This is a genomic window from Saccharopolyspora pogona (assembly GCF_014697215.1).
In the GTDB taxonomy this organism is placed as follows: Bacteria; Actinomycetota; Actinomycetes; order Mycobacteriales; family Pseudonocardiaceae; genus Saccharopolyspora; species Saccharopolyspora hattusasensis.
In genome coordinates this window covers 3,151,666-3,173,230 of sequence record NZ_CP031142.1, presented here as the reverse complement: position 1 = coordinate 3,173,230, position 21,565 = coordinate 3,151,666, and the positions used below count along the sequence as shown (strand labels likewise).

Sequence of the window (21,565 nt, the reverse complement as noted above, 5' to 3'; positions counted from 1 at the left end):
GCCGGGCCGGGTCAGCATCAGTTCCAGCATCACGTGGTCGGTGAGGTCAATGGTATCGACTTCTGAAATGGGGCTGATCGGTAACTATCGTTGGACACGATAGCGCGTTGCGGGCAGTGTTCGTGGCATGACCGATGTGCAGCGCTACGCCGCTTTCACCACCGACCCCAGCGGCGGGAACCCCGCCGGGGTAGTGCTCGACGCCCAGGAGCTCGACGACCCCACCATGCAGCGGATCGCCGCCGACGTCGGCTACTCCGAGACGGCGTTCCTCAGCCCGATCGATCCGGCCGCGCGCCGCTACGGGCTCCGCTTCTTCAGCCCGCTTGCCGAAGTCGCCTTCTGCGGTCACGCCACGATCGCCACCGCCGTCGCGCTGGCCGAACGCGACGGGGTCGGCGACCTGGGCTTCGAAACCCCGGCGGGCACCATCGAGGTGCGGACCGACAAGCAGGACAGCATCGTCGCCAGCCTCACCAGCGTGCCCACCCGGTCGCGGTCGGCGACCGACGCGGAACTCGACCGCACCCTGGGCGCCCTGGGCTGGTCTCGCGGTGACCTCGATCCCGCCTGGCCGTCGCACGTCGCGTTCGGCGGCAACGACCACCTCGTGCTGGCCGCGCGATCCCGCGAACGCCTGGCCGACCTCGACTACGACTTCGACGGGCTCGCCGACGTGATGAGGGAGCACGGCTGGACCACGGTGCACATCTTCTGGCAGCAGGACGCCGAGATCGTGCACGCCCGCGACCCGTTCCCGATCGGAGGCGTCGTCGAGGACCCGGCGACGGGCGCGGCCGCGGCCGCGTTCGGCGGCTACCTCCGGACCCTGGGGAAGATGTCGAGCCCCACCCGGATCACCATTGTGCAAGGGCAGGACATGGGGCGGCGCAGCGAACTCGTCGTCAGCATCGACCCCGATGATCCCCAGGTGACCGTCACCGGCGCGGCCGTGCCGATTTCCGGTTGAGCGCGGGCGATCTGGACTCCCGTCCGGTGGCTGGATAGTTTGCCGGTGACGTTCGAAGTGGAGGTGTGCGTTGTCGGGTCACCTGATCGACCGGTCCGGGCGGCGGTACGACCTGTCGGAGCCGCGCTGGCGCGGGGACGACGGATCGCCGCTGATGGTCAGCGCCCTGCCCGGGATCACCCCGGAGCAGATCGAGACCGCGGAACGCTCGCTGTGGCGGTACGGCGCGGCCATCCCGGTCGATCCGGGAGCGCGGGTGAGCCTCGGCGAGGGATGCACGCCGCTGGTGCCGTTCGACTGGAGCGGTCGGCGCGTCCACTTCAAGCTCGAATGGTTCAACCCCACGTCGAGCTTCAAGGATCGCGGTTCCGCGGTGATGGTCTCGCATCTCGCGAGCCTGGGTGTGACGCAACTGCTGGAGGACAGCTCCGGCAACGGCGGCGCATCGGTGGCCGCGTTCTGCGCGGCTGCGGGGATCGAGGCCAAGGTCCTCGCCCCGACCGCGACCTCCGCGGCCAAGATCCGGCAGGTGCGGGCCTACGGCGCGGAGGTCGAACTGGTGCCGGGCACCAGGGATGAGGTCGCGGCGGAGGCCATCCGCCAGTCGGCGCGGATCACCTACGCCAGCCACAACTGGCACCCGTTCTTCTTGCAGGGCACGAAAACCATCGGATACGAGATGTGGGAGGCGCTCGGTTTCCGCGCGCCCGACAACGTCGTGGTGGTGGCGGGCGCGGGCAGCAACATCCTCGGCTGCGACCTCGCGTTCACCGAACTGCTCCAAGCCGGACAGATCGAAACCTGCCCGCGGCTGCTGGTCGCGCAGCCCGAGGACTGGGCGACGATCGCGCATGGGGTCAACGGGACGAGCGGCCCGGCTCCGGGCCAGCGCAAGCCCACCATCGCCGAAGGCGCCTCCATCGCGGCGCCCGTTCGCCTACCCGAGAACGTCGAGGCGATCCGCCGCTCGAACGGCACGGCCATCACGATCGACGACGACTCGACCCGCGCCGCCGTCCGGGCGTTGGCGGCGCGAGGCTTGTACGCCGAGCCGACGAGTGCGGTCGCTGCCGCGGCGCTGGACCGGTTCATCGCCGACGGCACCATCGGCAAGGAGGACACGACCGTCGTGATCCTAACCGGCTCGGGCCTCAAGGCCGCCGAACAACTCGCAGCCATCTACGACTGAACTCGCCAGAACCAGGGGCGCGTGCCCGGATAGGTCCCGTGAGCGTTTTCGGTGCCGGAATACCGCGTTCCTGCGCTCCGAAGTGGACATCACGGCCCCTTCGGTACCACAGCAACCCAAAGACTTACGGGTGTTCCGCGCAGCACCGCCGTGACACGCAGCACCGCCGTGACACGCAGAATGCGTCTGGAAACGGGATTCAGATGCGTTCGAAGACAGCGGCGAGGCCCTGGCCGCCTCCGATGCACATGGTTTCCAGGCCGTAGCGGGCTTCGCGGCGGTGCATCTCGCGGGACAACGTCGCGAGGATGCGGCCGCCGGTGGCGCCCAGCGGGTGGCCCAGCGAGATTCCCGAGCCGTTGACGTTGAGCCGGTCGAAGTCGGCGGGCTTGAACTCCCACTCGCGGGTGCAGGCCAGCACCTGCGCCGCGAATGCCTCGTTGAGCTCGATCAGATCGACGTCGGCCAGGCCGATTCCGGCGCGCTGCAAGGCCTTCGCGGTCGCCGGGACCGGGCCGATGCCCATCGTGCGCGGCGGTACGCCGGCCCGCGCCCAGGACACCAGCCGCACCAGCGGGCGCAGTCCGAGTTCCGCCGCGCGCTCCGGCGTCGTCACCACGCAAACGGCGGCGGCGTCGTTCTGCCCGCTGGCGTTGCCTGCGGTGACAGTCGCCTCCGGGTCGGACTTGCCGAGCACCGGCTTCAGCGCCGACAGGCTTTCCATCGTGGTATCCGGGCGCGGGTGTTCGTCCACGTCGACAACGGTGTCGCTCTTGCGGGAACGCACCGTCACCGGCACGATCTCGTCGTCGAACCGCCCGGCCTGCTGCGCGGCGGCGGCGCGCTGCTGCGAGCGGACCGAGAGCTCGTCCTGCTCGGTGCGCGAGATCTCGTACTCGCGGCGCAGGTTCTCGGCTGTTTCCAGCATCCCGCCCGGCACCGGGAACTTCTTGCCGCCCGCGGTCACCCGACCGCGTGCCAGCGCGTCGTGCAACTCCAGCCCGCTGCCGCGGATACCCCACCGCGCCTCGGTGGTGTAGAACGGCGCGCTGCTCATGCTTTCCGCGCCGCCGGCCAGCACCACGTCGCTGACGCCGGTCTGCACCTGCATCGCGCCGTCCAGCACGGCCTGCAGACCGGACCCGCAACGCCGGTCCACCTGGGTGCCGCCGACCTCGACGGGCAGGCCCGCGTCCAGCGCGGCGACTCGACCGATCGCCGGGGCGTCGGAGTTCGGGTAGCACTGGCCGAGGATCACCTCGTCGATCGCCCCACCGGGCAGCCCGGTGCGCTCCACCAGGGCCTTGATCACCGTCGACGCCAGCTCGACGGCGGGCATCTTGAACACCCCGCCGAACCGGCCGATCGGGGTCCGCAGCGGTTCGCAGATCACCGCTTCGCGCATCGCTTGCTCCTTCGAGTCCCGGTGGCGGCCACTCGCCGCCGTTTCGTTCGTAGCACAGCGCCGCAAGCAGACGAAATGGTCGGGATTATGTAGTGCGGCGTCTCATTGATGGGCCAATTCAGTATTGGACGGTATCGGCGTGGCGTGCGATGGTGCGTCGGAAAAACCTTGGGAGGTCGACCATGCAGTGGGCGCAGCGGGTCAACACCGTGCGGGTGATCGGCACCGGCGTGATGGGGCGCGGCATCGCCCAACTGGCCGCGACCGCCGGGCTGACCGTGGAGCTCGCCGATGCCCGCCCGGAGGCCGCCGAGGACGCCGCCCGGCGGCTGAAGCGAACGGCCCGTTCACCTCGCCTATCGGCACGAACGGCCCGTTCACCTCGCCTATCGGCACGAACGGTCCGTTCGCCTCAAACCACGATCGGAGCGACGCTGTTCGGCGTCACCTCGGCGGCGAAGCTCTCCGCGTCGTCCGGCCGGGGCGGTGCGTGGATGTCCAGCAGCCGGAGAGCCCGGCGCGATGAGTTCCGCGCTGGGCCAGCGGTGTCATTCGTCGGCAGGCCGAAGGGCTGTGGTCAGTCCGGGCTGTTGGCGGCGCGGAGGGTGCGCATGGCGTCGGCGAGCGCGGCGGAGTCGGCCTTGCCGAGTGGCGCCAGGACGCGCTTGCGCAGGATCTCGGCGCACGCTGCGCGGGAGCGTTCGGCGATGTCGCGGCCGTGCTCGGTGAGCACCGCGTAGGTGACCCGTCGGTCGGTGTCGCACGGCTCGCGGCGGATCAGGTCGGCCTTGGCGAGGCGGTCGGCGACCTTGGTGAAGCCGCCGCTGCTGAGCGCCGCCTCGTGGGCGAGCTTGGTCATGGGCATCCGGTGCTTGGGGGTGCGGACCAGGCGGAGCAGGATGTCGAAGGACGCCTGGGGGAGTCCGAAGCGCTCGCTGATCTCGGCCGCGATGTGCTCCTGCGTGACGTGGTAGCCCTCGATCACCAGTCCCCACCAGGTGATGATCTCGTCATCGTCGGTGCATGGGTCCGGGCCGGTCTTGCTGCTCACCGGGATGCTCCTTCCTGCGTTTGCGGCCCCACCAGTCTACCTGAAACAGCTCGCCAGGAAATCTCTTGCAAAGAAGATTCCATTCCGAGTATTCTTTTCCTCGAAAGAGATAAGGCGACTGGCCCCGCGAACAGGAGTCAGACAGTGAGCACCCCCGTCAAGGTCAGCGTCATCTACTACTCGGCCACCGGAACGGGCACCGAGATCGCCAACACCCTGGTCGCCGAGGCCGAGGCGGCCGGCGCCGAGGTTCGGCTGCGGCGCGCCCCGGAGCTCGCCCCCGACGCGGCGATCGACAGCAACCCGGCGTGGCGTGCCAACGTCGAGGCCACCAAGTCCGTCCCCGAGGCCACCCCGGAGGACGTGGTGTGGGCCGACGCGGTGCTGTTCGGCTCGCCGACCCGATTCGGCAACATCGCGTCGCAGCTCAAGCAGTTCATAGACACCCTCGGCGGCCAGTGGGCGCAGGGGCAGTTGGCCGACAAGGTCTACAGCGGCTTCACTTCCAGCTCCACCGCGCACGGCGGCCAGGAGTCGACGCTGCTGGCGCTGTACAACACGTTCCACCACTTTGGCGGCATCGTGGTGGCCCCGGGCTACACCGACGGCGCGAAGTTCGCCGACGGCAACCCATACGGCACCAGCCACGTCGACGCCCAGGGTGCGAACAAGGTCGACGACGTCACCCGCGCGGCGGCGGCGGTCCAGGCCAAGCGCGTGGTCGCGGTCGCCCAGGCCCTCAAGAACGGCGCCAATGCCTGACCCGACCGATTGAGATCGGTGTGAAGGGCACCTCTTGCCGACCAACGAGCCTGTTGCGTTTTCGGCGAAAGCGGCTGAACCGAAGTGCCAAATCAGTCTCGATCGCCGCCGTTCGTCCGCCAGTGGCCGCCTCAGCCGTCATCGATCGATCACGGTCCGTGGTAGGCGTAATTTTGCAACAGGCTCCAACTTGGCGGGAGGTGCCCTTCACTCGTCGTCCGATCGGGTGCGGGTGATGGTGGAGACGACGAGGTCGCCGCGGACCAGCCAGCGGCCGGTGAAGGTCGTCAGCGGTCGGCCCGCCAGTTCCGCGCCTTCCTTGCGGAGGTGTGCGGTGAAGGTGCCGGGGGCGAGTTCGAGCCGGGCGTCTTCGAAACCCAGCCACTGGTTTGTTATCGGGTACCAGGCCTTGTAGACGCTTTCCTTGCAGCTGAACAGGATTCGATCCCAGTGTGTGTCGGGGTGCACTGTGGACAGATCCGCCAGGTGGGCGCGTTCCGCTTCCAGCGATACGACGTTCAGCACGCCGTCGGGAAGGGGAGCGTGCGGCTCGGCGTCGATGCCGACGGTGTACACCTGCTCGGCGCGGGCCACGACTGCGGCCCGGTAGCCGGCGCAGTGCGTGATGCTGCCGATGATCCCGGCCGGCCACTGCGGCGCGCCGCGCTCGCCGCGTAGCAGCGGTGCGGGCGGCACGCCGAGTCGGCTCAGTGCTTGGTGCGCACACCACCGCCCGGTCGTGAACTCCCGGCGGCGCTTGTCCCGTGCGCGTGCGATCAGCGCTTCTTCTTCCGGGAACAGGACCGCATCCGGCGGGTCGGTGAAGGCTTCGGCGGAGCTGACCTCGGCGGGCAGCAGTTCCTTGATCACGAACGGCCTCCCGAGCCGCGCGGCACGGCGGCGAGCCCGCCGTCCGCGCGCATCGCGAAGGCGGATCGGCCCGACTCGCTGGGAAGTTCCGGCTGGATCCGCCCACGGTAGCGCCGGGCGAACATCGTGGAGCATCCACTCCGGTCGCCGGGGGAAGCATGTGTGTCCAGGTGAAGGCGCTTCGGCCCGAGTGGTCCACCGAAGGCCACGACGGGATCTCGCTCGGCGGCTGAACGGGTGGATCCGATCACAATCCCAATCTGTGGAGTTGGGTTTACACGACTTGGGTGTCCGGTTACGGTCTTGGGCATGATCCGGACAGCGGCCCTGACGACACGAGGTTACGTGGACCTCGTGCGCGTGTCCTCCGCACTCTGTTGCCGGTAACGGCTTTCTCCGCTGCTTCACGCGCGTCGTAGCGCGACACCTTCAGCTCCACCGGGTCAACACCCGTGCGCGTTTTCGGGTGCCATAGCACCTGAAAGCACTCACGGCACTTGACCAGTGGAAATGGGGCTCCGGCGCTACGTGATTCCCGAGCGCGGCCGATCCGTCGTGGCCGCGCTGCGTCCTCACGCCCTCCGGAGAGTGCAGATGACTGTATCCACCGAACGCGCGCCCACCGGCGCACCGACCGAACGAAATCCGATCCCCGTCACCACCGTGCAAACCCGCACCGCCCGGCGTGAAAACCGGGTTCCCCGTTGGCTTTTCAAGCTGATCAGCCCGATCGCGCTGGTGGTGCTCTGGCAGGTCCTCAGCAGCACCGGGGTGCTCAGCGACGACACCCTCGCCTCGCCCGCGACGGTCGCCGGCACCGCGGTAGAGCTCTGGGATGAAGGGCGGCTGCAGGAGGCGATCGTGGCCTCGCTGCAACGGGTCGGCGCCGGGCTGGTGGTCGGCGTCGTCGTCGCCATCGTGCTGGCGACGCTGTCCGGGCTGTTCCGGCGCGGCGAGGACCTCATCGACGCGCCGATGCAGATGCTGCGCACGGTGCCGGTGATCGGCCTGATCCCGCTGCTGATCATCTGGTTCGGCATCGGCGAGCAGCCCAAGATCGTGCTGATCGTGCTGGCCGTGACCTTCCCCCTGTACATGAACATCTACGGCGGCATCCGCAACGTCGATGCGGGACTGGTGGAGGCGGCCAAGACGCTCGGGCTCGGCTGGTTCGCCCAGGTGCGGCACATCATCCTGCCCGCCGCGATGCCCAACGCCCTGGTGGGGCTGCGGTATTCGCTGGGTTCGGCGTGGCTGGCGCTGGTCTTCGGCGAGACGATCAACGCCACCGCGGGCATCGGCTACGAGATGAACATGGCCCGCGAGTTCTTCCAGACCGACGTGATCGTGGTCTGCCTGGTGCTGTACGCACTGCTCGGCCTCGTCGCCGACTTCATCGTCCGACTGCTGGAAAGGACCGTGCTGGCATGGCGACCGGCGTTCAGCGGAGCGTAGTGAAACCCGCGTCGGTGCGCGGCCTGAGCCGACGCTTCGGCGACCGTACCGTGCTCGACGACCTGGACCTGGAGATCGAACCCGGTCAGTTCGTGGCGCTGCTCGGCCCGAGCGGCTGCGGCAAGAGCACGCTGCTGCGGATTCTGGCCGACCTCGATCGAGAGGTGACCGGCGAGGTCGAGGTGGCCGTCCGGCGCGCGGTGGCGTTCCAGGCGCCGCGGCTGATGCCGTGGAAACGTGTGTGGCGCAATGTGATCCTCGGACTGTCCGGTCGCCAGGACAAGGAGCGGGCGGTGGCGGCGCTGGAAGAGGTCGGTCTCGGCCACCGCGTGGACGTGTGGCCGAAGGTGCTCTCCGGCGGGGAGGCGCAGCGGGCGTCGCTGGCGCGCGCACTGGTGCGAGAACCGGACCTGTTGCTGCTGGACGAGCCGTTCTCGGCGCTGGACGCGCTGACCCGCATCAAGGCCCAGCAGTTGGTCGGCGAGCTGTGGCAACGCCACGGCTGCGCGATCTTGCTCGTCACGCACGACGTGGAGGAGGCGCTGCTGCTGGCCGACCGGGTGCTGGTGATGCGCGACGGCCGCATCGGCTACGACCAGGTACTGGACCTGGACCGCCCGCGCGATGTGACCGATCCGGCTTTCCTGGCGCTGCGCGCGGAATTGCTGTCCTGGCTGGGTGTCGGGACCGGAGAAGGGAGTTCGTCATGACCGTCGAGTTCATCGGGATGATCGGGGCGCAGCACGTCTCGGAGATCCACGCCGCCGACGGACCGGTGGTCAACCCGACGTTCCTGCGCAAGTTCGCCCAGGCCCACGAGGCGGCCGGGTTCGACCGGGTGCTGATCGGCTACGGGTCGAGCAGCCCGGAGAACACCCAGCTGGCCGCCTACGCGGCGGCGCACACCGAGCGGCTGGGCTTCCTGATCGCGCACCGGCCCGGCTTCGTGGCCCCGACGCTGGCGGCCCGCACCTTCGCCACCGCCGACCACCTCACCGGCGGCCGGATCGCGGTGCACATCATCACCGGAGGCAACGACGCGGACCAGCGCCGCGACGGCGACTACCTGGGCAAGGACGAGCGGTACGCGCGCACCGACGAGTACCTGGACGTCCTCCGCCGGGTGTGGACCGCAGAGGGGCCCGTGAGCCACGAGGGCGCGCATTACCGCTTCGAGGACTACAACGCGGTCGTCCGCCCGGTGCAGCAGTCCGGGATTCCGCTGTACTTCGGCGGCTCCTCGGAGGCCGCGCTTCGCGTCGGAGGCAAGCACGCCGACGTCTACGCGATGTGGGGCGAGCCGCTGGCGCAGACCGCCGAGCAGATCGCCGCGGTCCGCAAGGCCGCAGCCGATGCCGGGCGCTCCGAGCCGCCGCGGATCAGCGTGTCGTTCCGGCCGATCCTGGGCGCGACCGAGGAGCAGGCGTGGGAGCGGGCGCACCGCATCCTCGACCGGATCAACGCCCCGCGCGGCGGATTGGCGTCGTTCACCGGGCCGAAGACCCTCAAACCGGGCCAGCAGGTCGCCAACGTCGGCTCGCAGCGACTCCTCGCCGCCGCCGAGGCGGGGGAGCTGCACGACCGTGCACTGTGGACGCCCACGGCGGCGGCCACGAACGCGGCGGGCAACTCGACCGCGCTCGTGGGAACTCCAGAGACGGTGGCGGCGGCGCTGCTGGACTACGTCGACATCGGCGTGAGGACCCTGCTGATCCGCGGCTACGACCCGTTCGACGACGCGGTCGACTACGGCCGCGAGCTGATCCCGCTGGTACGCCAGGAAATCGCCCGCCGCGCCGCGGCCTGACACGGCGTCGCGATTGCCCGCGAAATCGCCATCGGCCAGCGCGCGGAGACACCACCATCTTTCGAGGAGATCGTGCACGAGCAGCCGGATCTGCTCGACTGAGACTGGAGACAACAGAGTGCGAACGACTAGTGTCCTGCACCGGAAATTCATGGTCGAAATGGCTATACTGCGGGAATGGCGAGGACTGGGCGGCCGAAGGCTGAGTTGGTGCTGACCGACGATGAGCGTTCGACGTTGCAGCGTTGGGCTCGGCGGGCGAAGAGTTCGCAGGCTTTGGCGTTGCGGTGTCGGATTGTGCTGGCATGCGCCGATGGTTTGTCCAATGTGGATGTCGCCGAGAAGTTGCGGGTGTCGCGGCCGACGGTGGGCAAGTGGCGGTCGCGGTTTGTCCAGCGACGACTGAAGGGGTTGGTCGACGAGGATCGCCCAGGCGCGCCGCGGAAGATCACCGACGAACAGGTGGAGAAGGTGGTCGTCTCGACGTTGGAAGAGAAACCGAACAACGCGACGCATTGGTCGCGTACATCGATGGCGAAGCGTTCCGGGCTGAGTAAATCGACCGTGGGACGGATCTGGAAAGCGTTCAACCTTAAACCCCACTTGGCCGACACATTCAAGCTCTCTACCGATCCGCAGTTCATCGAGAAGGTCCGTAACGTCGTCGGCCTGTATATGAACCCGCCCGAGAACGCAGTGGTTCTGTGCACCGATGAGAAATCCCAGGTGCAAGCGCTGGAGAGGTCCCAGCCGGTGTTGCCGATGATGCCCGGCATGCCCGAGCGGCGCACCCACGACTACGTCCGTCACGGCGTCACCAGCCTGTTCGCCGCCTTCGACATCGCCACCGGCAAGGTCATCTCCTCGCTGCACCGCCGGCACCGCTCGGTCGAGTTCCGCAAATTTCTCACCAAGATCGACAAAACCGTACCGGCGGAGTTAGGCGTCCATGTCATTTGTGACAACTACGCCACCCACAAAACCGAGATCATCCAGAAATGGCTAGCGAAGCATCCCCGATTCCAAATCCACTTCATCCCGACCGGATCGTCCTGGATCAACCAGGTCGAACGCTGGTTCGGCGAATTGACCACCAAACTCCTGCAACGCGGCGTGCACACCAGCGTCCAGGCACTCGAGGCCGATATCCGCAACTGGATCGACGAGTGGAACAACGATCCCCGGCCGTTCATCTGGACGAAGAGCGCTGACGAGATCTTGGAGTCACTCCGATCATATTGTCAACGAATCTCCGGCGCAGGACACTAGAACCCTGGTGGCGGTGCTGGGCGCGGTGCTTCTCGCCGTGGCCGGCTGCGCCGGAAGCAACTCGCCCAAATCGCTGTCCGACGTGACCCTGGTGCTCGGCGACCAGGCCGGTGGACTGCGCGCCAGGGTGGAAGCGTCCGGCGCGTTCAAGGACGCCCCCTACAAGATCCGCTGGGCCAACTTCCAAGGCGCGGCACCGCTTTTCGAGGCCATGCGCTCCGGCGACGTGGACACCGCGACCGCAGCCGACGCGCCTACGGTGCAGGCCATCGCCGGTGGCGTGCCGGCCCGGCCCGCCATGGCCACCGCAGCGTCCCCGTCATCGACGGCGATCATCGTGCCCCCGGGATCGCCGATCCGCACCGTGGCGGACCTGCGCGGCAAGCACCTCGTGGTTTCCACCGCGCCCGGCAGCGTCTCGCACTACACCGCGCTCGGCGCGCTGGAGGAGGCCGGGCTGACGCAGCAGGACGTGCAGATCACCTTCAGCCTGCCGACAGACGCGCAGGCGGGCTTCAGCGCCGGGCACATCGATGCCTGGGCGACCTTCGACCCGTACCTGTCGATCGGGGAGAACGCCGGAGCCCGGGTGATCCGCGACGGCCAAGGCATCAACGGCCGCAACGGCATCCTGTCGGTGTCCGCCGCGGCCGCCGCCGACCCGCTCAAGCGGGAGGCGCTGGCCGACGCGATGCGCCGGTTCGAGGCGGCGTGGCGGTGGAGCGACCAGCACCCCGAGGAGTACCAGCGCGTCTACGAGAAGCTGACGTCGCTGGAACCGCAGGTGGCGCACCAGATCCTGACCCGGACCAAGCAGGAGGTCCGGCCGTTGACCGATGATGTGGTCGCCGACCTGCAAGCCGTGGCCGACCGCTACTACGAGGCGGGCGTGCTGCGCGAGCGGGTGGACGTGACCAAGGCCTGCGACCGGAACCTGTACCCCGGCAAGTGAGGAGTTGACATGAGCCGGACTTGGGCTCCTGAGGGGGCCTGCCGCGGCACCTTGGCGGTGCTGCTCGGCAGAGGCGAGAACCCGGCCGTTTACCAGCGCTTCGGCCGGAGGCTGTCCGCCGACGGCTACGGCGTGGTGGTGCCGGAACCGGACACCGATCCCGAGACGTGGTTCCAGCCCGGCGCGGCTCGGTTCCTGGTCGGCACCGACGTCGGGGCGCTGCGTGCGTGGGCGCTCGGGCTGGAGATCGAGGTGGACGGCCTGATTCTCGCGGGCACCCCGCTCGCCCGGGGGCAGAGTCCGGTCGACCGGGCCGACGAGATCGGGGCGCGCACGTCGTGCCCGGTGCACCGCGAACTGCTGGAGAACGATTCGGAGTTCGAGTGGGGCCGGTTGACCGAGGACGTCCCCGAGCCGCCGAAGCAGCTGCCCGACGTGCCGGTCCTGCTGCTGCACGGCGACGCGGACACGCTCGCGCCGGTCGCCCCGGTGACCTCGCTGGCGGCCAAGCACCCGCAGAGTTCGCTGGCGGTGTTCAAGGACGGCGTGCACGACATCCTCAACGACAAGTTCCACCGGAGCGTGGCCGCGCGCATCGTGCTGTTCTGCGAGGAGATCGGCAAGGGCGCGGTGCTGCTGCCCGAGACGCCGGCCGCGCCGCGCGCCCGCAGGTCCGCTCCGGTGCACATCTCGGCCCGTACCGACTACTCGGTGCGGGCGCTGCGCGAACTGGTCGGGAGCGGCAGCGAACCGGTCAAGTGCGAGGTCATCGCCCGGAGTCAGGGTATCCCGCTGAATTCGCTGGTCAACCTGATGGTCGAGCTGCGGCGGGCCGGGCTGGTGACCAGCCAGCGCGGCTGCGACGGCGGCTACTCGCTGGCGCGGCCGGCCGAGAAGATCACCATCGGCGAGGTTGTGCGAGCGGTCGAAGGTGGGGTTACCTCGGTGCACAACGGTTCACCCGGCGCCGAGGTGTGGCGCGAGCTCGGCCGTCAGGTCACCGCGTTCCTCGACGGGGTGCCGCTGGTCGGCGATCGGGTGAGCAAGGAAGGAATCTGATGACCCAGCATGACGCGTTCCACCCGGATCTCCAGACCTCGGTGCCCGAGGAGCGGCGCCGCTCGCTGCGCACCCGGCTGCACCACGTCCGGGCCGCCGACCTCGACAACAAGACCGCGCAGACCGAGGGCATGCGGCGGCTGGCGGCGATCAGCGGTGACCTGGTCGGTTCGGAGCGGATCTGGATGGGGGAGACGCACGTCGGCCCGTCGACGTCGTCGGACAACCACCACCACGGCGAGTCGGAGACGGCGATCTACGTGGTCAGCGGCCACCCGGAGTTCGTCTTCCACGACGGCGTCGAGGAGGTCCGGATCAAGACCGAGCCGGGCGACTACATCTTCGTGCCGCCGTTCGTGCCGCACCGCGAGGAGAACCCGGACCCGAACGACCCGGCGGTGGTGGTGATCGCCCGCAGCACCCAGGAGGCGATCGTGGTCAACCTCCCCGAGCTGTACCACCTGGACCCGGGGGAAAGCTGAGGACCGCCGCTGGCGGCGGACGAACGGGAGAAACTGGGCGAACTGCTGGCCAAGGTGCTGGAAACACTCGATGGAACCGCCCGGTAACTCGTTGTGCAGCGGCGAGGCGCGTGCTGGCCGAGGCCGGAGGTGGGTTAAAGTTCCTCGGTTGTTCACGGGTGTTTCCCGCGACCTGGCGAACTCGGCATGATCGGGTGATCACGCGACGGTGGTCGACGCCGGTCGCCTGATCGAGAGGACCCAGTTGGCCACGGTGCAGTTCGAGTCCGGCCATGCTGTCCTGAACCTCGGCGGCCTGCCGGGCCGGCTTCGCCGAATCGTCGTGAACCACTCCCGCGCCGTCATCGCGCTCTCGGTGCCGCTGCTGATCGCATCCTTCGCGCTGCTGGTGCTGATGCGCCGGGCCGGGCTGGACCAGGGATCCGGCATCGACTACCAGGTGTACCGCTGGGCGGTGCACACCTGGCTGACCGGTGGCGACATCATGAACACCGCCCCGACCGTCAGCATCGGCCGGGTGCTGCCCTGGGTGTACCCGCCGTTCGCGCTGCTGCCGCTGCTGCCGTTCGCGCTGCTGCCGTTCGTCGCCGGGCTGGTCGCGCTCTACGGCGTGGACCTGCTCGCCATCGGCGCCGCGCTGTACCTGGTCACCCGGCACCTGTGGCCGGTGGTCGGCAGGCGCGGCGCGTTCGCGGTGGCGGTGGCGCTGCTGCCGTGGACGCTGTTCCTGGAGCCTGTCTACGCCTCGTTCGGGCTCGGCCAGATCAACATCGTCCTGATGGGCCTGGTGATCGTCGACTGCCTGACGCGCAACCCGCGCTGGCCGCGCGGCCTGCTGATCGGCATCGCCGCGGCGATCAAGCTCACCCCTGCGGCCTTCCTGCTGTTCTTCCTGTTCCGCAAGGACTTCCGGGCGGTGGTGACCGCATTGGCGACCGCCGTGCTCGGCACCCTGGCGGGCTTCGCGCTGAACTACCAGGCGGCAGTGGAGTACTGGTTCGGCAAGGGTCCGGCGCACGGCGTCAGCGGCTCCGCCTTCCACACCAACCAGTCGATCATGGGCGGCCTGGCCCGGCTGGAACTGCCCGCGGTGGCGCAGAACGGGCTGTGGCTGGTGATCTCGCTGGCCTGCGTGGCCGTCGTGGCGTTCGCGATCCGCCGGTCCGAGCCGGCGCTCGCCGTGACCGCCAACGGCCTGCTGGCGCTGCTGGTGTCGCCGACGTCGTGGTCGGATCACTGGGTCTGGTGCGCGCCCGGGCTGCTGGTGCTGCTCGCCTACGCCGCCCGGCTGCGCAACCCGGGTTGGCTAGTGGTCGCCGGGGTCACCCTGGTGACCGTGCTCGTAGCATCATTCCGGATGCTGCCCACCGGCCCGCCGTGGACGCCGCTGCAGCACCTGTTCGGCAACCCCTATCTGCTGCTCGGTTTGGTGTTGCTCACGCTCCTCGGTCATTTTGCCCGAAATTGTCCTTTGGTGGTTGCGCCGGAAGAACCGTTCGCGACGCCCGCGATCCGGAGTTGATTCGGCTGCCCGGCGCCCCTTCGGCGCCGGGTTTTCCGGCATCTGCTCGACATTGGACGGTCAACGGGACGAATTCGTTGGCGATCGGGTGATTCTGCCGTGCTGCACGCTCGGTGTGCGGTCGATTACGGAAAACGCTTGGTTGGAGAACCGAATCCGAAGGTGTTGGGCAGTGATTCGGTGCTCCGCAAGAAGATCGTGAACAACGCCACTTGGAGCGCCAAACGGTCGCGTATGGACATTGCCGTGGTGCAGAATTCCCGAGCCCGCAGGGATTGCGACAACGATGTCCCAATGGCCGGGAGTCCCGTAATCTTCGCTTAACTTCGTGTTACTCAACGGTAGCTTTTCGGCCGCTCGCTATGTAGAGTGCCTCAAACTGACCAAGAGTGCAACGGCGCATCCTTTTGTCAGTGCCCCCAAAGGTTCTTACGGGATCTCAGTGGGTGGGTCATGCCCTGCTGCAGCCCGCGGCCTGACGACGGGAGGTCTGATGCCCCTTTCCCACCATGCAAGAAAATCGGCGCAGCGTAGCGCCGCTGCCCACGGTCTCTACGACCCGGCCAACGAACACGACGCGTGCGGTGTCGCCTTCGTCGCCGACCTGCGCGGTCGGCGCAGCCACGACCTGGTTGCGAAAGCGCTGACGGCGCTGCGCAACCTGGAGCACCGCGGTGCCAAGGGCGCCGACCCCGAGACCGGGGACGGCGTCGGTCTGCTGACGCAGATCCCGGACGAGTTCTTCCGCGCCGTCGTACCCTTCGACCTGCCCGAACGCGGCGGTTACGTGGCGGGAACCGCGTTCCTGCCCGCCGACACCGATGAAGCGGCGCACGCGGTGGCGACCATCGAGCGGATCGTGGCCGAGGAGGGCCTGCGGCTGCTCGGCTGGCGCGAACTGCCGGTGGAAACCGGCTGCGCCGGCAGTTCGGCGCGCGAAACAATGCCCGGCTTCCGGCAGCTCTTCGTCGGCCACGGCACCGATGCCGCGCACGGCGAGACGGCGCTGGAGTTCGAGCGGCGGGCGTTCTGCGTCCGCAAGCGGGCCGAGCACGAAGCCGACGTGTACTTCCCGAGCCTGTCGGCGCGCACCATCGTCTACAAGGGGATGCTGACCGAGGCCCAGCTCGGCGCGTTCTACCCCGACCTGCGCGACGAACGCTTCGCCAGCGCGATCGGCCTGGTGCACAGCCGGTTCTCCACCAACACGTTCCCGTCGTGGCCGCTGGCGCACCCGTACCGGTTCATCGCGCACAACGGCGAGATCAACACGCTCAAGGGCAACCGCAACTGGATGCGGACCCGGGAGAGCATGCTGGCCACCGACCTGATCCCCGGTGACCTGCGGCGGCTGTTCCCGATCGCCACCCCGGACGCCAGCGACTCGGCGACCTTCGACGAGGTGCTGGAACTGCTGCACCTGGGCGGCCGGTCGCTGCCGCACGCGGTGCTGATGATGATCCCGGAGGCGTGGGAGAACCACGCCGAGATGGACCCGGCCCGCCGCGCGTTCTACGAGTTCCACAACTACCTGATGGAACCCTGGGACGGCCCGGCGCTGGTGGCGTTCACCGACGGCACCCAGATCGGCGCGGTGCTCGACCGCAACGGCCTGCGGCCGGGGCGCTACTGGGTCACCGAGGACGGGCTCGTGGTGCTCGCGAGCGAAGTCGGCGTGCTGGAGGTCGACGCGGACAAGGTCGTCCGCAAGGGCCGCCTGCAGCCGGGCCGGATGTTCCTGGTCGACACTGGCAAGGGCCGCATCATCGACGACGACGAGATCAAGGGCGAACTCGCCGCCGAATTCCCGTACCAGGAGTGGCTGGACGCGGGCGTGGTGCACCTGGCGGACCTGCCGGACCGCGAGCGCGAGCTGCCCTCGCACGACTCGCTGGTGCACCGGCAGCAGGTCTTCGGCTACTCGCAGGAAGAGCTGGGCGTCCTGCTCAAGCCGATGGCCACCACCGGCGCCGAGCCGATCGGCTCGATGGGCAACGACGTGCCCTTCGCCGCCTTCTCCGAGCGGCCACGGCAGCTGTTCGACTACTTCACGCAGTTGTTCGCGCAGGTCACCAACCCGCCGCTGGACGCGATCCGGGAAGAGCTGGTCACCTCGCTGCGCACCCACGTCGGGCCCGAGCACAACCTGCTCGACCACGACCCGCGGGCCTGCCGGAACTTGGCGCTGCCGTTCCCGGTGCTGGACAACGACGAGCTCGCCAAGATCGTGCACCTCAACGACGACGGCGACCGCCCGGGCCTCAAGCCCGCGGTGATCCAGATTACCTACCACGTCGCAGGTGGTGGCGAGGCGCTGCGCACGCGGCTCGACGAGATCTGCGAAGAGGTCTCGGCCGCCGTCGGGGACGGGGCGCACGTGCTGGTGCTCTCGGACCGCTCGGCCGACGCCGAGCACGCGCCGATCCCGTCGTTGCTGGCCACCGGTGCCGTGCACCACCACCTGGTGCGCGAGAAGAAGCGCACCCAGGTGGGCCTGATCGTCGAACCCGGTGACGTCCGCGAAGTGCACCATGTCGCTTTGCTCATCGGTTACGGCGCCGCCGCCGTTAACCCGTATGTGGCGATGGCCACCGTCGAGGACCTGGTTCGCGGCGGAGTCATCCAGGGCGTGGACGCAAAGCAAGCGACCGCGAACCTCATCAAGGCGCTGGGCAAAGGCGTTCGCAAGACCATGTCCAAGATGGGTGTGTCCACTGTGGCCTCCTACACCGGCGCGCAGATCTTCGAGGCCATCGGGCTCGGCGACGAGGTCGTGCAGCAGTGCTTCACCGGCACCACTTCGCGGCTCGGCGGCGTCGGATTCGACGTGCTGGCGCAGGAGATCGCCGAACGCCACCGCCGGGCCTACCCGTCCGACGGCGTGGCGGCGCCGCACCGGACACTGCAGGTCGGCGGCGAGTACCAGTGGCGGCGCGAAGGCGAGCCGCACCTGTTCAACCCGCAGACGGTGTTCAAACTCCAGCACTCCACCCGCAGCGGGCGCTACGAGGTGTTCAAGGAGTACACCAGGGCCGTCGACGACCAGTCGCGGGAGCTGATGACCCTGCGCGGGCTGTTCAAATTCCGCGAGGGCGCGCGAAAACCGGTGCCGATCGAGCAGGTCGAGCCGGTCTCGTCCATCGTGAAGCGGTTCGCCACCGGCGCCATCTCCTACGGCTCCATCTCGCAGGAGATGCACGAGGTGCTGGCCATCGCGATGAACCGGTTGGGCGGCAAGTCCAACACCGGCGAGGGCGGCGAGGACGCCGAGCGCTTCACCCCGGACACCAGCGGCGATTCGCGGCGCTCGGCGATCAAGCAGGTCGCCAGCGGCAGGTTCGGCGTGACCAGCGAATACCTGGTCAACTCCGACGACATCCAGATCAAGATGGCGCAGGGCGCGAAGCCCGGCGAGGGCGGGCAGCTGCCCGGCCACAAGGTGTACCCGTGGGTGGCCAAGACCCGGCACTCCACGCCGGGCGTGGGCCTGATCTCCCCGCCACCGCACCACGACATCTACTCGATCGAGGACCTGGCGCAGCTCATCCACGACCTGAAGAACGCCAACCCCAGGGCGCGGATCCACGTCAAGCTGGTGTCCGAGGTCGGTGTCGGCACCGTTGCCGCGGGTGTCTCCAAGGCGCACGCCGATGTCGTGCTGATCTCCGGGCACGACGGCGGCACCGGTGCTTCGCCGCTGTCGTCGATCAAGCATGCGGGTGGTCCGTGGGAGCTCGGGTTGGCCGAGACGCAGCAGACGCTGCTGGCCAACGACCTGCGCGACCGGATCGTGGTGCAGACCGACGGTCAGCTCAAGACCGGACGTGACGTGGTGATCGCGGCTCTGCTGGGTGCCGAGGAGTACGGTTTCGCCACCGCGCCGCTGGTGGTCTCCGGCTGCATCATGATGCGGGTCTGTCACCTTGACACCTGCCCGGTGGGCGTAGCCACCCAGAACCCGCAGCTGCGCGAGAAGTTCACCGGCAAGGCCGAGTACGTGGTGAACTTCTTCGAGTTCATCGCGCAGGAAGTGCGGGAATACCTGGCAGCGCTGGGATTCCGGACACTCGCCGAGGCGATCGGGCACGCCGACCTGCTTGACACCTCCGAGGCAGTGCGGCACTGGAAGGCGCAAGGCCTCGACCTGGCGCCGATCACGCACGTGCCGGAACTGCCGCGCGGCGCTGCGCGGCACCAGACCGCCGAGCAGGACCACGGTCTGGAGAAGGCGCTGGACAACATGCTGATCCAGCTGTGCGAGGGGGCCCTGAAGGAAGGCGCCCCGGCTCGGCTGGACATGCCGGTGCGCAACGTCAACCGCACGGTCGGAACCATGCTCGGCTCGGAGCTGACCCGGCGGTGGGGCGGCGAAGGCCTGCCGGACGACACCATCGACGTGACGTTCACCGGATCGGCCGGGCAGTCCTTCGGCGCGTTCCTGCCGCGGGGCATCACCCTGCGGCTGCTGGGCGACGCCAACGACTACGTCGGAAAGGGCTTGTCCGGCGGGCGAATCGTGATTCGCCCGGACGCTTTGGCGTCGTTCGCGGCCGAGCAGAACATCATCGCCGGAAACGTGCTGCTCTACGGCGCGACCGGTGGCGAGATGTTCGTGCGCGGCGTGGTCGGCGAGCGGTTCGCGGTGCGCAACTCGGGTGCCGTGGCCGTCGTCGAAGGCGTCGGTGACCACGGTTGCGAGTACATGACCGGTGGTCGCGTGGTGATCCTCGGCAGCACCGGCCGCAACTTCGCGGCCGGCATGTCCGGCGGCATCGCGTACCTGCTGGACCTAAACCCCAAGCGGATCAACCCCGAGATGGTCGACCTGGACCCGCTGGACGACGCGGACCGCGAGTTCCTGCACGACCGGGTGCGGCGGCACTACGAGCAGACCGAGTCGGCCGTGGCGCGGGAACTGCTGGCCGACTGGGACACCGCGGTCGAGCGCTTCGGGAAGGTCATGCCGAAGGACTTCAAGCGGGTGCTCGCAGCCCGAAGCGCCGCCGAACGCGACGGGCGCGACGTCAACGAGGCGATCATGGAGGCCACACATGGCTGATCCCAAGGGATTCATGACGACGCCGCGGGAAACGCCGCAGCGTCGCCCGGTGGACGTGCGCATCAAGGACTGGCGCGAGGTCTACCTGGAGTTGGAACAGCCCAAGCTGCAGAAGCAGGCCGGCCGGTGCATGGACTGCGGGATCCCGTTCTGCCACCAGGGCTGCCCGCTGGGCAACCTGATCCCGGAGTGGAACGACCTGGTGTGGCGGGCCGACTGGCAGGAAGCCGCGCAGCGGTTGCACGCCACGAACAACTTCCCGGAGTTCACCGGGACGTTGTGCCCCGCGCCGTGCGAGACGGCCTGCGTCGTCGGCATCAACTCCGACCCGGTCAGCATCAAGCAGGTCGAGATCACGATCGTCGACAAGGCCTGGGACGACGGCTTAATCCGGCCGCAGCTGCCTCGCGCCGTCACGGGCAAGAAAGTCGCCGTGGTCGGCTCCGGGCCCGCCGGACTCGCGGCGGCGCAGCAGCTGACCCGCGTGGGCCACAGGGTGGTTGTCTACGAGCGGGCGGATCGCATCGGCGGGCTGCTGCGCTACGGCATCCCGGAGTTCAAGCTGGAGAAGCGCCGGCTGGACCGGCGCCTGGGCCAGATGCGGGCCGAAGGCACCGAATTCCGCACCGGCGTGAACGTCGGCGTGGACGTGACGGTCGAGCAGCTGCGCGCCGACTACGACGCGGTGGTGCTCGCGGGCGGTGCGACGCAGGCCCGCGACCTGCCGGTGCCGGGGCATGAGCTGGACGGCGTGCACCAGGCGATGGAGTACCTGCCGCTGGCGAACAAGGTGCAGGAGGGCGACCTGGCGCGCTCGCCGATCCACGCCGAGGGCAAGCACGTGGTGGTCATCGGCGGCGGTGACACGGGAGCGGACTGCGTGGGCACGGCGCACCGGCAGGGCGCGGCTTCGGTCACGCAGCTGGAGATCATGCCGATGCCGCCGGCGTCCCGATCCGAGGCGCACCCGTGGCCGACCTACCCGATGATCTACCGGGTCTCCTCGGCGCACGAGGAGGGCGGGGAGCGCCTGTACTCGGTCAACACCCAGGAGTTCCTGGGCGACGACCAAGGCGAGGTGCGAGCGCTGCGCCTGGTGGAGGTGCGGCGCACCGACGCCGGCTTCGAGCCGGTGCAGGGCACGGAGCGGGAGCTCCCGGCACAGCTGGTGCTGCTCGCGATGGGCTTCGTGGGCCCGGAACGAGCAGGTCTGCTGGAACACCTGGGCGTCACACTGGACGCACGCGGCAACGTCGCCCGCGACGAGAACTTCATGTCAAGTGTGGACGGGGTCTTCACGGCGGGGGACATGGGCCGAGGCCAGTCCCTGATCGTCTGGGCGATAGCCGAGGGCCGCTCGGCGGCAGCAGGAGTCGACAACTACCTGACCGGGCGAGCCGTCCTTCCAGCCCCGATCGCCCCAACAGACCGCCCAATCACGTAATTTTTTCGAGGTGCGGGGCACCCTTGAGCGGTTCACCCGCCCAAGGGTGCCCCCCACCTATCACTCGATTGGTTGAGATGCGCTGGAGTGGCGCTTCGATGCGGCCTGAGTGAAGGATGCCTTTTGCCAATGTGCTTGGGGAAAGGCGCGCTTCACGCTTTGGTCGATCGGGTTACGGCAGTGACTGGAGGGCGTGGGCGTTGCATCGCTAGCCGGTATGCGCCACGAAGTTGCTCTAGAACGGTGCCCGGATCGGTGCGCAACTGCGA

At 68.7% G+C, this 21,565-nt stretch carries 16 protein-coding genes and 1 pseudogene; 14 read left to right on the top strand and 3 right to left on the bottom strand.

Going from position 1 to position 21,565, the window contains the following annotated elements; all coding sequences use genetic code 11:
- The first annotated feature begins 127 nt into the window (after positions 1–127).
- Positions 128–970 (top strand): PhzF family phenazine biosynthesis isomerase, encoded by an 843-nt coding sequence (locus DL519_RS14525; RefSeq protein ID WP_190815484.1) that lies wholly within the window; start codon positions 128–130, stop codon positions 968–970.
- A gap of 70 nt (positions 971–1,040) precedes the next feature.
- Positions 1,041–2,159 (top strand): threonine synthase, encoded by a 1,119-nt coding sequence (locus tag DL519_RS14520; RefSeq protein WP_190815482.1) that lies wholly within the window; start codon positions 1,041–1,043, stop codon positions 2,157–2,159.
- Between the two features lie 199 nt (positions 2,160–2,358).
- On the opposite strand, the gene DL519_RS14515 is transcribed toward DL519_RS14520, so the two are convergent.
- Positions 2,359–3,564 carry an acetyl-CoA C-acetyltransferase gene (locus DL519_RS14515; RefSeq protein ID WP_190815480.1) on the bottom strand — a complete coding sequence of 402 codons (1,206 nt, stop codon included), beginning with the start codon at positions 3,562–3,564 and terminating at the stop codon, positions 2,359–2,361.
- A 182-nt stretch (positions 3,565–3,746) separates the two neighbouring features.
- Between DL519_RS14515 and DL519_RS49415 the strand changes: the two genes are divergently transcribed.
- Positions 3,747–4,304 carry a 3-hydroxyacyl-CoA dehydrogenase NAD-binding domain-containing protein gene (locus DL519_RS49415; RefSeq protein ID WP_317891365.1) on the top strand — a complete coding sequence of 186 codons (558 nt, stop codon included), beginning with the start codon at positions 3,747–3,749 and terminating at the stop codon, positions 4,302–4,304.
- Positions 4,305–4,318: 14 nt separating this feature from the next.
- Here DL519_RS49415 and DL519_RS49410 read toward each other — a convergent pair.
- Positions 4,319–4,549, bottom strand: a pseudogene (locus DL519_RS49410) (MarR family transcriptional regulator); the annotation flags it as partial.
- A gap of 210 nt (positions 4,550–4,759) precedes the next feature.
- Between DL519_RS49410 and wrbA the strand changes: the two are divergent.
- Positions 4,760–5,377: an NAD(P)H:quinone oxidoreductase gene (gene wrbA, locus DL519_RS14500; RefSeq protein WP_190815476.1), complete on the top strand. Its 618-nt coding sequence runs from the start codon at positions 4,760–4,762 to the stop codon at positions 5,375–5,377.
- A gap of 207 nt (positions 5,378–5,584) precedes the next feature.
- On the opposite strand, the gene DL519_RS14495 is transcribed toward wrbA, so the two are convergent.
- Positions 5,585–6,247, bottom strand: a complete 663-nt coding sequence (locus tag DL519_RS14495; RefSeq protein ID WP_190815474.1) for a 4'-phosphopantetheinyl transferase family protein — start codon at positions 6,245–6,247, stop codon at positions 5,585–5,587.
- 594 nt (positions 6,248–6,841) lie between these two features.
- Here DL519_RS14495 and DL519_RS14490 point away from each other — a divergent pair.
- The 10 genes from DL519_RS14490 (at position 6,842) to DL519_RS14445 (ending at position 21,296) form a co-directional block, all read left to right on the top strand.
- A complete protein-coding gene (locus DL519_RS14490; protein ID WP_190815472.1) occupies positions 6,842–7,702 on the top strand; it encodes an ABC transporter permease in 861 nt (286 codons plus the stop codon).
- On the top strand, positions 7,675–8,412 hold the full coding sequence (locus tag DL519_RS14485; RefSeq protein ID WP_168589519.1) for an ABC transporter ATP-binding protein: 738 nt from the start codon (positions 7,675–7,677) through the stop codon (positions 8,410–8,412). Before DL519_RS14490 ends, DL519_RS14485 begins: the two co-directional genes overlap by 28 nt.
- Complete coding sequence (locus DL519_RS14480; protein WP_190815470.1) at positions 8,409–9,509, top strand: LLM class flavin-dependent oxidoreductase; 1,101 nt, start codon at positions 8,409–8,411, stop codon at positions 9,507–9,509. The genes DL519_RS14485 and DL519_RS14480 overlap by 4 nt, the downstream gene beginning before the upstream one ends.
- Before the next feature lie 177 nt (positions 9,510–9,686).
- On the top strand, positions 9,687–10,778 hold the full coding sequence (locus tag DL519_RS14475) for an IS630 family transposase (RefSeq protein ID WP_190812759.1): 1,092 nt from the start codon (positions 9,687–9,689) through the stop codon (positions 10,776–10,778).
- A gap of 7 nt (positions 10,779–10,785) precedes the next feature.
- The gene (locus DL519_RS14470; RefSeq protein ID WP_190815468.1) at positions 10,786–11,730 is read left to right on the top strand and encodes an ABC transporter substrate-binding protein; all 945 of its coding nucleotides are present in this window, start codon (positions 10,786–10,788) and stop codon (positions 11,728–11,730) included.
- Between the two features lie 9 nt (positions 11,731–11,739).
- Entirely contained in the window at positions 11,740–12,789 is a 1,050-nt protein-coding gene (locus DL519_RS46410; protein ID WP_223838983.1) for an Rrf2 family transcriptional regulator, read from the top strand.
- On the top strand, positions 12,789–13,271 hold the full coding sequence (locus DL519_RS14460; RefSeq protein ID WP_190815467.1) for a cupin domain-containing protein: 483 nt from the start codon (positions 12,789–12,791) through the stop codon (positions 13,269–13,271). Before DL519_RS46410 ends, DL519_RS14460 begins: the two co-directional genes overlap by 1 nt.
- 208 nt (positions 13,272–13,479) lie before the next feature.
- The gene (locus DL519_RS14455) at positions 13,480–14,793 is read left to right on the top strand and encodes a glycosyltransferase family 87 protein (RefSeq protein WP_190815465.1); all 1,314 of its coding nucleotides are present in this window, start codon (positions 13,480–13,482) and stop codon (positions 14,791–14,793) included.
- Between the two features lie 493 nt (positions 14,794–15,286).
- A complete protein-coding gene (gltB, locus tag DL519_RS14450) occupies positions 15,287–19,852 on the top strand; it encodes a glutamate synthase large subunit (protein ID WP_190815463.1) in 4,566 nt (1,521 codons plus the stop codon).
- Entirely contained in the window at positions 19,845–21,296 is a 1,452-nt protein-coding gene (locus tag DL519_RS14445) for a glutamate synthase subunit beta (protein ID WP_190815461.1), read from the top strand. The genes gltB and DL519_RS14445 overlap by 8 nt, the downstream gene beginning before the upstream one ends.
- Positions 21,297–21,565: the final 269 nt, after the last annotated feature.

Coding starts and splice junctions, on each gene's coding strand:
- DL519_RS14525 (WP_190815484.1), top strand. CDS start 128: ATGACCGATGTGCAGCGCTACGCCGCTTTCACCACCGACCCCAGCGGC.
- DL519_RS14515 (WP_190815480.1), bottom strand. CDS start 3,564: ATGCGCGAAGCGGTGATCTGCGAACCGCTGCGGACCCCGATCGGCCGG.
- DL519_RS49415 (WP_317891365.1), top strand. CDS start 3,747: ATGCAGTGGGCGCAGCGGGTCAACACCGTGCGGGTGATCGGCACCGGC.
- DL519_RS14490 (WP_190815472.1), top strand. CDS start 6,842: ATGACTGTATCCACCGAACGCGCGCCCACCGGCGCACCGACCGAACGA.
- DL519_RS14485 (WP_168589519.1), top strand. CDS start 7,675: ATGGCGACCGGCGTTCAGCGGAGCGTAGTGAAACCCGCGTCGGTGCGC.
- DL519_RS14480 (WP_190815470.1), top strand. CDS start 8,409: ATGACCGTCGAGTTCATCGGGATGATCGGGGCGCAGCACGTCTCGGAG.
- DL519_RS14475 (WP_190812759.1), top strand. CDS start 9,687: ATGGCGAGGACTGGGCGGCCGAAGGCTGAGTTGGTGCTGACCGACGAT.
- DL519_RS46410 (WP_223838983.1), top strand. CDS start 11,740: ATGAGCCGGACTTGGGCTCCTGAGGGGGCCTGCCGCGGCACCTTGGCG.
- DL519_RS14460 (WP_190815467.1), top strand. CDS start 12,789: ATGACCCAGCATGACGCGTTCCACCCGGATCTCCAGACCTCGGTGCCC.
- gltB (WP_190815463.1), top strand. CDS start 15,287: ATGCCCCTTTCCCACCATGCAAGAAAATCGGCGCAGCGTAGCGCCGCT.
- DL519_RS14445 (WP_190815461.1), top strand. CDS start 19,845: ATGGCTGATCCCAAGGGATTCATGACGACGCCGCGGGAAACGCCGCAG.